Here is an 11,585-nt window from a genome sequence, read left to right as displayed (position 1 = left end):
ACCTTTTGAAGTTGTTTAAGTTGTGGACGTGAGGGCAAATGACAGACAAAAATATGTATGAAATTCTTAATCAGGTCACAGCAGAGTTGACGGGGGAAGCGAGTTTATTCGCTATTACGACGACTGAGGTTAACGGCGTAGAAGTTAGATCTTTCGCGCTTGCTCCGCCGACTTTGAGAGATATATGGGGGATGACCGAAGCGCATGCTGAGAAAGATTACATCATCTATGGAGATGAAAGATGGCTCTATAAAGATGCTCACGCAGAGGTGGCATCGATAGGTAATTGGTTGCTGGCGAATGGTGTTCAACCTGGTGATCGCGTTGCCATAGCCATGAGAAACTTTCCAGAATGGACTCTCGCTTATTGGGGGGCTGTTAATGTTGGCGTTGCCGTTGTTGGTGTCAATGCTTGGTGGATAGAAGAAGAGCTTGCTTTCGCGCTGGAAGACTCCCAGCCTAAAATTTTGATATGCGATCAGCAGCGCCATGACCGCTTTATGAATATTCGGGAGAGGTTTCCTGATATGCGTGTTGTTGGGGTTCGCTTGGAAAACCCCGGTGAGGATGTGATAGATTATTCAACGCTGAAATCTTTTGGCGGCGATCAACCAACTCCGGAATTTGATACCGATAGCGATGCGTGCATTTTTTATACATCGGGGACGACTGGACGACCGAAAGGTGCACAACTGACCCACCGAAGTTGTATTAACCAGCTCATGGGCTATGTGCTTAGTTCTTATGTTTATAATATTTCTTCAGCACGTTTGAATGGTGATATGGAAAACGACGGTTCCCAACCACCAACAATCACGATTATCACAACACCTCTTTTTCATGTAACGGCGAATAATTGCATTATGCAGCCTGTTACGATTGGTGGTGGTAAGATGATACATATGTATAAATGGGATGCAAAAGAGGCGCTTGAGATTGTTCAAAGAGAAAAGGTCAACGGGCTTACCGGTGTGCCGGTCATGTCACGTGAAATTCTAACGCATCCTGATTTTGCCAAATTCGACACCTCTTCTATTACCATGATGGGTGGCGGCGGAGCGCAGGTGCCGCCGGATTTGGTTTTAAAAATCGATGAGAAACTTGTTAACGGGAAGCCGGGTACGGGCTATGGCATGACCGAAGGCAGCGGCATGATGTGTTCCATTAATAAAGATTATTATGTCGCTAATCCTGAGAGTGTTGGGCCGACTATAGCTGTTTATGAGTCCAAAATTGTTGATGAAAACGATAATGAAGTTGCTGATGGCGAATTAGGTGAAATCTGTTTTAAAAGTGCAGCTATTTTTAAGGGCTATCTCAATAACCCCGAAGCTACTGCTGAGACCATTAAAGACGGGTGGCTTTATACGGGTGATATTGCTCGCAAAGATGAAAATGGCTTTGTCTATATTATGGACCGTGCCAAAGACATGCTTATTAGAGGTGGAGAGAATGTATATTGCGCCGAAGTCGAGTCCGCTATTTATAAATTTGATGGAATTGCTGAGTGTTCAGTTTTTGGCGTTCCGGATGATAGGCTTGGCGAAGAGGTCGGCGTTGCTATTTATCTGACGCCTGGTGTGACAATGACAGCGGATGAACTGCGTGCCCATTGCAAAGCGAATATGGCTGCTTACAAATCACCAAAATATATTTGGTTCCTTGATAATCCTTTGCCACGAAATGCCAGTGGTAAATTTCTTAAGCGCGAATTAAGGGATGCCTTGGATACTGCGCAAGCTGTCTAATTTGCTTTCAATGAGAGATTTTTGATAGTCGGTGCCCCATTATTGGGCGTAAGGCTGTCACAATGTCATAGAAAGTTTCATAATCATCAATGATGGCTTCCGCCCCTAACGATTGAACAGGTTCTAGGGAATATCCAAAGGTAACACAAATACACGGGATACCCGCATTTTGGGCTGCCTGTGTGTCGGCTGCGCTATCTCCTACCATAATGGTTTGAGAGGGGTCGCCATCCAGTCTTTTCATAGCTTCATAAATCATGCCGGGGTCAGGTTTTCTGGTAGGCAATGTGTCACCGGCAACCAATGTGCAAAAATATTTCAATAGTCCAAGTCGGGTCAAAAGTTTTTCCGACAAATCAAATCTTTTGTTGGTTACAACTGCCAGACCGATATCGGCTTTTTGTGCGGTCTGCAGAATATCTTCAACATGTGGAAATATTTCTGTGTGTGTGTCGATATTATCCATATACCAGGCAACGAAGTCGTCAACATCCTTATCTAGCTCTGCCTCTGAGAGACTGACGTTTCTATACGCCAGACCCCGTTTAAGGATCATGCGTGCGCCACCCCCAATCATGCCTCTAACAATTTCGGTAGGAACCGGCTCAAGTCCTTTTGTGCTTAAAACATAATTCATCGCTGCACATAAATCTGGAGCCGTGTCAGCTAGTGTGCCGTCTAGATCGAATAAAAGTGTTGCAGAGGATTTGTGGGTCATGCACTTAAACCATGTAAAATAAAGAGCTATAGTGGGTTACAGTGTCTGCATACCACGAATGGTAACTTAATATGCAAATGATTGAATGTTTGTCACCAAATTACAATGCCCGCCCCGATGGAGATGAGGTGAGTATGTTGATTATGCATACAACGTGCATGGTCGATACGCGATTAGCTCTGGACAGGTTATGTGACCCGGACAGTAAAGTGTCCGCCCATTATGTCATTGATGAAGAGGGGCAGGTTTATCGCCTTGTTGATGAGGGAAAACGGGCCTGGCATGCCGGGGTTGCTTTTTGGGATGGTGAAACGGATGTGAATGGATATTCTATCGGGATTGAAGTCGCGCATCCCGGCCCTGATGAAAATGGCGAGGAGCCGGAATTTCCATCAAATCAGTGGCAATCGCTAATTAAGTTATCGCAAGATATAATAAGCCGCCATCCAATATCTGCCCACCGCGTTTTGGCACATAGTGATGTTGCACCCACACGCAAAACCGACCCCGGCTCTTTATTTGATTGGCAGGGGCTTGCCGCTGAAGGTGTCGGCCTCTGGTCAGATTGTGGTGCGGAGGATTTGGCAACTTTGTCTCGTCCTCAATTATTTGAACTTGAGCCAATTCAAATATCCGGTGATGCGCTGGAGCAAAGACAAGCGGTCCTCAAGCTCCAGCAGGCTCTCAAGGCTCTCGGATACCAGATAACACCGGATGGCGTTTACGGTGCAGTGACGCAAACAGTGATGCGCGCCTTTCAACTTCATTTTCGTTCTGAGCGAGTTGACGGCATTGCTGATGCTGAATGTTGTGCAAGATTGCTTGACCTTATCAGCCGGAAGCAATAGACAGAAATCGGATAGACGGTCGGGCAGTCGCCTCTGTGAAGGGGAGGAAAGTCCGGGCTCCATGGGAACACGATGCCGGATAATTCCCGGCCAGGGTGACCTGAGGGAAAGTGCCACAGAAAACAAACCGCCCGTCAGGGTAAGGGTGAAATGGTGCGGTAAGAGCGCACCGCATGTCCGGTAACGGGCATGGCAGGGTAAACCCCATCGGGAGCAAAACCAAATAGAAGCGGCGCATAACCAGTTCCTAGGTTGTCGCTTGGGTAGGTTGCAAGAGGTGTCCGGTAACGGTCATCCCAGATGAATGACTGCACATTATGTGTTTTCACATAAGGACAGAACCCGGCTTATAGACTGTCTATCCTTCTTTCATAATTAGATACATTTTGCCCAGATTTTAATTTTTTGGGTGGCTGTATCATTTACTCAAGAGAGTGTTAAGTCCCTATAAAATCCCAATAAAACGAATTGACATCCCATAAAATCCCATGGTATCCCTATATATCCCATTAAGGACCATGCCTGAATTGTGTCCAATAAAGTCATTCAGGCGCACATGAAGGTCATTAAATAAGGGAGAAATTGAGGAGGCATCGAGTTTGACAGCTTTTATGTCAACAGTGACGGGTAAAATTGATGCAAAGGGGCGGGTTTCCGTACCTTCCGTCTTCCGTGCGGCTGCCGTGGCTCAGGGTTTTAACGGTGTTTACCTCTATCCTTCTTTTACCGAGCGCGCGATAGAGGGGGGTGGTCAGCTTTTGATGGATAATGTCAATCAGATGGTCGGGCAACTTGACCCCTATTCCGAGGAGAGAGATGCTCTGGCGACAGCCCTTTTTGCCGACAGTCACCAGTTAAATTTCGATGGTGACGGGCGCGTAACTTTACCAACGGCTCTTCTTGACCATGCAGGTATTGATAAAAGCCTCACATTTGTAGGCTTAGGCGCCAAGTTTCAAATTTGGGAGCCAGAAGTTTTTGCTGATCACAGGTCTAAAGCGCGTGAGCTTGCCAAACAACATCGAGGGATGTTGAGGTCCCTTGCTGCTGGACCTCTGCCTGATAAAGCCGGAGGCGGATGATGGCCCGGGTATGTTCTGACAAAACCACTGATGACAGAAGTTACCCGGAAACGCGTCCTCACATTCCCGTTCTTCTCAACGAGGTTATCGAAGCCCTGTCTCCGCAAGATGGAGAAATTTTTATTGATGGTACATTTGGTGCTGGTGGATATACACGCGCTTTGCTTGAGGCTGCTGATTGCGCTGTCATTGCCATTGACCGCGACCCGGATGCAATAGAGGCGGGTAGAAATCTACAGGCACAATTTGGTGATCGCCTGAAATTAAGTCATGGTTGTTATGGCGATATGCAGGAACTCGCCCAAGCGCACGGGTTTCAGAAAGTGGATGGCGTAACGCTGGATTTGGGTGTCTCTTCAATGCAGCTTGACCAATCAGAGCGTGGGTTTTCATTTAATAATGATGGCCCATTGGACATGCGCATGGGGCAAGTGGGGCCTAGCGCTGCCGATATTGTTAATACAATAGATGAAAAATTACTCGCCCGTATCATTGCCCTTTATGGCGAGGAGCGAAAAGCAAGAGCGATTGCGCGCGCTATCGGGCGTGTGCGTCGTGATATGGAAATTTCCCGTACATTGGAACTGGCAGATATTGTGTCACAGACAATAGGTCAGCCAGCTGGCTTACAAAAAATTCATCCTGCCACACGAACATTTCAAGCCTTGAGAATTTACGTGAATGACGAGCTTGGTGAGTTGGTGCGTGGTTTGGCGGCGGCTGAAAATATACTCGGCGATGGGGGGCGGCTGGCTGTGGTCACTTTCCATTCGCTGGAAGATAGAATTGCAAAAAAATTCCTCGCACATCGGACCGGACGAGCCGGGCGTCCTTCCAGGCATATGCCTGAGATGCACCTCCCTGCGCCTAGTTTTACCGAACTAACGCGAAAAGGAACCAAGGCGACTGAAGATGAAATTTCGCATAATCCGCGTTCTCGGTCTGCTCGCTTGCGTGCTGCAAGGCGAACGGGTGCTCCGGCTTTTGCATTGGATGATGTGCTGTTCAAAGCTCCGGCGGATGACTCTAGTGGGGTGCGCGCATGATACGTCTTGTAAATATCTTTATGTTCATAGCTGTTATCCTGCTTTTTGCGGCGGTCTATCACATCCGTTATGGCGCAGATGCTGAATATAAAGCTATCAGAAATGCCGAGCGCGCGATTGAGAAAGAGAAAATCACACGCCGCATTTTGGAGGCCGAATGGGTGAGCCTGAATAATCCTGCCCGGCTTGAAAGATTATCGGAAATACATTTGCGTCTTGAGCCTCTCGCGGCCACTCAGATACGGACACCAGAAAGCTTTATTACTTCTGAAGAAGATAAAATCGTGAAGGCAAATATTAAGTCTGATAATCAAGGCAATTGGCAAAAGGGCTGGATGATGTCGGGTGAAAGAGGGGGGCTTGATGCGAGGTGAGGTCATGCCATCTCTGATACGTCCGGGCGGCGATTTGGTTGAGACAACAAATGCTCAGCTTGGTATTCGTCTCGGCGATTTAGAAGGACACGCGGTTGATATTACGCGTCGGCGCATTTGGTTGGCGGTATGGGTTTTTGCACTCATCTTTATGTTGCTTGGTGTGCGCCTGGCCAATTTAACCGTCGGGGGTGATGGGCCAATGTTGGCCAAAAAAGGTGTTCCGCCGCAGATGGCTCAAGAGCGTCCATACATTGTTGATCGCAATGGTGTCCTGCTGGCGACGCAAATCAGCGCTTATAATCTCGGTGCTGATGCACGTAAAATCTCCAATATTGATGAAACGGTTTCCGCATTATCTGAGATGCTTCCCGGTTTCAATCGCGAAAAAGCAAAACGGTTTTTGACGTCTAATCGTAGCTATGTCGAGCTGATGAAGGGTCTCACGCCGCAACAATATAAGGCGGTTCTAACGCTGGGTGATCCGGCATTAAAAATGCAAAAGGCGAATAGACGTTTTTACCCGCATGGGCCTTTGGCTTCCCATATGCTCGGTTTTGTCGGCAGCGATATGCAAGGACTTGCGGGACTGGAATTTTTTCTGGACCGTAATGTTGAGCCTTCGGGGTATGACGGGTTTTTGCCTGTCACGCTGGATATTCGGGTACAGCACAGTGTCCGAACTGAACTGGCGAAAAGCATTGAGAAATTTTCTGCTACCGGTGGAAGTGCCATTGTTATGGATGTTATGAATGGCAATATTTTGTCCATGGTGTCATTGCCGGATTTCAATCCTAATCTGACTCCTTGGAATGCCGGTCATCAGCGTTTATTTAATATGGCGACTTTGGGTAGTTACGAACTTGGTTCGGTTTTCAAAGTGTTCACGGCATCTATGGTGCTGGAGACCGGTGCGGCTTCGCCTGAAGACACATTCCAGACATCTCTACCAATTTCGATTGGAAGACATGAAATCACAGACCCGCATGGCGAGAAGCGCCCATTGACGGTTGGCGAGATTGTTGTTCATTCATCAAATATAGGGTCGGCGCAATTAGCGCTCTCTGTTGCGCCTGAAGTACATTGGGGGTTTCTTGAGCGCCTCGGCTTGATTGACAAACCAGAATTGGAAATTCCTGAATTGACAAAACCGCAATTACCTCGCCAATGGGGTGAGGTGGAGCGTGCGACAAGTTCTTACGGCTATGGCATAAGCATTTCTCCGCTTCAGGCATTGGTGGCAGGTGCTGCGATGGTGAATGGCGGGGTGATGTATCGTCCACGCTTAATCAATGATGATTTGCCTCTTGGTGTGCGTGTTATATCTGAAGAAACAAGCAAACATATGCGCCAGATTATGCGGGCTGTTGTCACGCATGGTACGGCCAAAAATGCCAAAAAATCAAAGTTTAAGATTTTGGGTAAGACTGGTACGGCGCGCATGGCAGGGCAGGGTGGTTATGATAACAATCGTCTGATGACGAGCTTCCTTGGTGCATTTCCGGCGCATGCTCCGCGCTATGCTTTCATTGTAATTCTTCAAGAGCCGCAACAGGTTGATGGTGTTTATGGCACTGGTGCTGGCTGGAATGTTGTCCCGCTATCAACAGATATTGTTGAACGTATAGCCCCGTTGCTCGGTGTGATGCCACAGCCAGAAAATATGCCTGGAGATAAGGGTTTCATCGTTCACAAAGCAAAGGAGGTGTTGTGATGCGCCTTAATGAATTGCTTGGTCAAGATTTTAAGGATGATGTTCTGGATAAAAGCTTGGACAAGAATGTTGAAATCCTTGGTATGACAGCAGACAGCCGGAATGTTCTTCCCGGTTATATGTTTGCTGCGCTTCCTGGTTCGGTTGTGGATGGTGCAAAATTTATTGGGGATGCTGTCAAGAATGGTGCGAGATTAATTCTGGCAGCTCCCGAGGTTGACTTCCCTGATGGTGTTGAGACTGTTCTAAGAGATGCCAATCCGCGTCGTCAGCTTGCTTTATTGGCGCAACGATTTTTCAAATTTGCGCCACCGCAGATTTTTGCTGTAACTGGCACGAATGGTAAAACCTCAGTGACGACTTTTATTGATCAAATTTTGACTCATGCTGGTCAGTCATCTGCTTCAATGGGGACGCTCGGTGTTAAGGCTGGTGATTATCAATTCCCGCTTGAGCATACAACGCCTGAACCTGTTATGTTGCATGCTATTTTACGCGACTTATATGCACTCGGTGTTGAAAGCCTGGCAATGGAAGTTTCCAGCCATGCGTTGGCCCAATTCAGGGTTGATGGTGTGAAGGTAAATGTTGCGGGTTTCACAAATTTGTCGCGCGATCATTTAGATTATCATGAAAATGAGCATACCTATCTTGATGCAAAGGCACGTCTTTTTTCTGAGGTTCTCGTGCAAGACGGTGTCGCGGTTATTAATCGCATGGGCGCGAAATCCAATTTTGTTGAACAGGCTACGTCTAAAGCTGGGCGCCGTATATTTACGGTGGATACAGTAAATGCTGATCTCACTTTGACTGATGTGACGCCTCGTACTGACGGACTCGATTTTACTCTAACCTATCAGGGTGAAACTCTTGCGGTGACAACACCTATTGCCGGTGTATTTCAAGCGGAGAATATTGCTCTTGCGGTAGCGATGTGCCTCGCGGGTGGACTACCATTTAAGCATTTACGTGTAGGCCTTGAAGCGCTTGCTGCGCCTGTAGGTCGTATGGAGCAAGTGGTGTCATCCCCAAAAGGTGTTGCGTGTTATGTCGATTACGCGCACACACCCGATGCTTTAATGACTGCTTTGATGGCTCTACGTCCGCATTGCAAAGGCAGATTGATTTGTGTTTTTGGCTGTGGTGGAGACCGTGACGCAGGCAAACGGGCTGAAATGGGGCGGGTTGCTGCGCACCATTCGGACGACATAATCATCACAGATGATAATCCACGTAATGAAGATGCGGCACTTATCAGGCAAGAAATTATGCAAGCTTGTCCGGCGGCAACTGAGGTTGCTGATCGCCGAGAGGCGATTAAAGCTGCTCTTAGGGATGCCGATGCGGGAGATATCATTTTGGTGGCGGGCAAAGGCCACGAGACGGGTCAGATTGTTGGTGACAAAATTTTTCCATTCAGTGATCACGAGACGCTGCGTGATTTGGTTAAAGAGTTGACTGTTGGGAAGGGTGAAGATGACTGAAACCGGACGTGATATGTCTCAAGAAGCTCGTCCTCTCTGGACATCTAAGGAAGTTTCAGAAGCCCTTGGTGTGCCATCACAAGCTGAATGGCAAGCTCAAGGTGTATCTATTGATACTCGGACATTATCTCATGGCGACATATTTGTTGCCATTCGCGGTGACCGTCTGGATGGGCATGATTATGTTTCCAACGCATTTGAAAACGGCGCTGCTGTTGCGATTGTTGCCGCCGATGCCAAGCTTAATGACATTAACGGTGTAGATGAGACGCACCTTTTGCGCGTTACGGATACTCAAGACGCGTTGGAGAGGCTCGGTCAGGCTGCGCGCAACCGCATGTCCGGAAAGGTGATAGCGGTAACGGGCAGTGTTGGCAAAACGACTGTTAAAGAATGTTTGGGGCTGGTCTTTAGCCAGATTGGCAAAACACATATTTCTCAGGCTTCATACAATAATCTCTGGGGCGTGCCGTTAAGCCTTGCACGCATGCCGGCAGATACTGAATTCGGGGTGTTTGAAATTGGTATGAACCATGCGGGCGAGATTTCACCTCTGACCCGTCAAGTTCGTCCTGACATTGCTGTGATTACCAAAATCGCAAATGCTCATATTGAACATTTCGATTCACTCGAAGGTATTGCCCGAGCAAAGGCTGAAATTTTTGAGGGGCTGGGCGGGCTAAAAACTGCTCTTGTGCCAGCGGATAGTGAATGGGCAGCTTTGTTAACACAATCTGCAAAAGATGTGGGTGCACGCAGAGTTGTATCCTTTGGCGAAAGCGATACATGCGATGCGCGGGTGATTTCCTTCAAACTTCATGACCATTGCAGTTGTGTGAGTGCTGAAATTCTTGGCCAATCTGTGACCTTCCGTATAGGTGCGCCGGGTCATCATCAAATTGTGAATGCCATGTCTATTCTTGCCACTGTACAAGTCCTCGAAGAGGATTTGACCAGTGCGGTTTTATCACTCGGAGAAATGAAGGCAATGGATGGGCGTGGCCGTCGGCATAACATCTCCCTATCAGATGGTGAACTGATTGTGATTGATGAAAGTTATAATGCCAACCCCGAGTCTATGGTTGCGGCTTTAAAAACACTCGGACAATTTCCACGCCTTGGTCAAGGCAGACGCATAGCTGTTCTGGGCGATATGAAAGAGCTGGGGGGGCAAGGCGATGCGCTCCATAAAAGCCTCGTAGAGCATATTGTAAACACTGATGTGGATATTGTTTTTACAGTTGGCGCTCAGATGAAGCTTCTGCAGGACGCGCTTCCCGGTGGTCGCCGCGGCGCGCACGCAACAAGTGTTGATGGTTTAAAAAGTTTCCTAACGAGGGAAGTGCATGCCGGAGACGCTGTCATGGTAAAAGGTTCGAATAGTATGCGTCTATCCGAGCTCGTTAAATGCCTAGTTGATTTGGACGTTGAGGAAGGCTTCGGCGCGCCGATAGTTCAAAATGAAGGAGGGATGAGCTGATGTTGTATCATCTTATGCAGTATTTTGGAGATGCTGTTCCGGGTAGTAATGTGTTCAACTATATCACCTTCCGAGCCGGTGGTGCTGTCATGACCGCAATGATTATCAGTTTTTTAATCGGCCCATGGATGATTGATCGGTTAAAGATGCGTCAGGGCAAAGGGCAACCTATCCGCGAGGATGGCCCGCAATCGCATCTTATTACTAAAGTCGGTACGCCTACGATGGGCGGTTTGCTTATTCTCGTTGCTGTTAGCTTGTCGACCTTGTTATGGGGCAATCTTTCCAACCCCTATGTTTGGATTGTGTTACTCGGGACACTCAGTTTTGGTCTCATTGGTTTTGCCGATGATTACAGCAAAATTAAAGGTGGACACAGCGCAGGTGTCTCTGGTCGGGTGAAGCTTTTGATAGAAAGCATTGTCGCTTTGGCGATTGTGTTGTGTCTCTCCAGCAGCATGCCGGCGTCTTTGTCGACAAGTTTTGCTGTGCCGTTTTTCAAAGATTTTTTGATTGATTTTGGCATCTGGTTTTTTGCTTTTGGTGGGGTTTTTGTGATTGTCGGTTCGTCTAATGCAGTCAATTTGACGGATGGGTTGGACGGCTTGGCGATTGTCCCAAGCATGATAGCTGCGGCGAGCTTCGGTTTAATTGCCTATCTGGTCGGCAATGCGATTTTCGCAGATTATCTGCAAATTCATTATGTCCCAGGCACTGGAGAGTTAGCTATTTTCATAGCCGCACTGATAGGTGCCGGTCTCGGATTTTTATGGTTCAACGCGCCGCCCGCCATGGTGTTTATGGGTGATACGGGGTCGCTTGCCATTGGTGGGGCGCTCGGCTCCATAGCCGTTGCCACAAAGCATGAAATCGTCCTCGCAATTATAGGCGGGCTGTTTGTTCTTGAGGCTTTATCCGTCATTGTGCAGGTCGCCTCATTTAAAATGACTGGCAAGCGTGTTTTTGCAATGGCACCACTCCATCATCATTTTGAACAACGTGGCTGGGCTGAACCAACCATTGTTATCAGGTTTTGGATTATCGCCGTGATACTTGCCTTGATCGGGCTTTCAACATTGAAACTGAGGTAA

10 protein-coding genes and 1 other RNA gene are annotated in these 11,585 nt (G+C 47.8%); 10 read left to right on the top strand and 1 reads right to left on the bottom strand.

The window, feature by feature from the left end; all coding sequences use genetic code 11:
- The first annotated feature begins 38 nt into the window (after positions 1-38).
- Positions 39-1,748, top strand: coding sequence for a class I adenylate-forming enzyme family protein (locus RS24_RS03225; RefSeq protein ID WP_021776753.1), 1,710 nt, complete (start codon positions 39-41; stop codon positions 1,746-1,748).
- Positions 1,749-1,755: 7 nt separating this feature from the next.
- On the opposite strand, the gene RS24_RS03220 is transcribed toward RS24_RS03225, so the two are convergent.
- Entirely contained in the window at positions 1,756-2,466 is a 711-nt protein-coding gene (locus RS24_RS03220) for an HAD family hydrolase (RefSeq protein ID WP_021776752.1), read from the bottom strand.
- 71 nt (positions 2,467-2,537) lie between these two features.
- On the opposite strand from RS24_RS03220, the gene RS24_RS03215 reads away from it, so the two are divergent.
- From RS24_RS03215 to mraY, 9 genes are all read left to right on the top strand, one after another.
- On the top strand, positions 2,538-3,314 hold the full coding sequence (locus tag RS24_RS03215) for an N-acetylmuramoyl-L-alanine amidase (protein WP_021776751.1): 777 nt from the start codon (positions 2,538-2,540) through the stop codon (positions 3,312-3,314).
- 11 nt (positions 3,315-3,325) lie between these two features.
- An RNA gene (rnpB, locus tag RS24_RS09685) (RNase P RNA component class A) lies at positions 3,326-3,680 on the top strand.
- 245 nt (positions 3,681-3,925) lie between these two features.
- The gene (locus tag RS24_RS03210; RefSeq protein ID WP_038300457.1) at positions 3,926-4,396 is read left to right on the top strand and encodes a division/cell wall cluster transcriptional repressor MraZ; all 471 of its coding nucleotides are present in this window, start codon (positions 3,926-3,928) and stop codon (positions 4,394-4,396) included.
- Positions 4,396-5,442, top strand: coding sequence for a 16S rRNA (cytosine(1402)-N(4))-methyltransferase RsmH (gene rsmH / locus RS24_RS03205; protein ID WP_021776748.1), 1,047 nt, complete (start codon positions 4,396-4,398; stop codon positions 5,440-5,442). The genes RS24_RS03210 and rsmH overlap by 1 nt, the downstream gene beginning before the upstream one ends.
- On the top strand, positions 5,439-5,816 hold the full coding sequence (gene ftsL / locus RS24_RS03200; protein WP_021776747.1) for a cell division protein FtsL: 378 nt from the start codon (positions 5,439-5,441) through the stop codon (positions 5,814-5,816). Before rsmH ends, ftsL begins: the two co-directional genes overlap by 4 nt.
- A complete protein-coding gene (locus RS24_RS03195; RefSeq protein ID WP_021776746.1) occupies positions 5,806-7,530 on the top strand; it encodes a peptidoglycan D,D-transpeptidase FtsI family protein in 1,725 nt (574 codons plus the stop codon). Before ftsL ends, RS24_RS03195 begins: the two co-directional genes overlap by 11 nt.
- Positions 7,530-9,014 carry a UDP-N-acetylmuramoyl-L-alanyl-D-glutamate--2,6-diaminopimelate ligase gene (locus RS24_RS03190; protein ID WP_021776745.1) on the top strand — a complete coding sequence of 495 codons (1,485 nt, stop codon included), beginning with the start codon at positions 7,530-7,532 and terminating at the stop codon, positions 9,012-9,014. Before RS24_RS03195 ends, RS24_RS03190 begins: the two co-directional genes overlap by 1 nt.
- Positions 9,007-10,494: a UDP-N-acetylmuramoyl-tripeptide--D-alanyl-D-alanine ligase gene (locus tag RS24_RS03185; RefSeq protein WP_021776744.1), complete on the top strand. Its 1,488-nt coding sequence runs from the start codon at positions 9,007-9,009 to the stop codon at positions 10,492-10,494. Before RS24_RS03190 ends, RS24_RS03185 begins: the two co-directional genes overlap by 8 nt.
- Positions 10,494-11,585 (top strand): phospho-N-acetylmuramoyl-pentapeptide-transferase, encoded by a 1,092-nt coding sequence (mraY, locus tag RS24_RS03180; protein ID WP_021776743.1) that lies wholly within the window; start codon positions 10,494-10,496, stop codon positions 11,583-11,585. Before RS24_RS03185 ends, mraY begins: the two co-directional genes overlap by 1 nt.

The organism is Candidatus Micropelagos thuwalensis (genome assembly GCF_000469155.1).
Lineage (GTDB): Bacteria > Pseudomonadota > Alphaproteobacteria > RS24 > RS24 > Micropelagius > Micropelagius thuwalensis.
The sequence above is the reverse complement of the archived record's forward strand: the minus strand, read 5'-3'. Positions and strand labels throughout refer to the sequence as shown.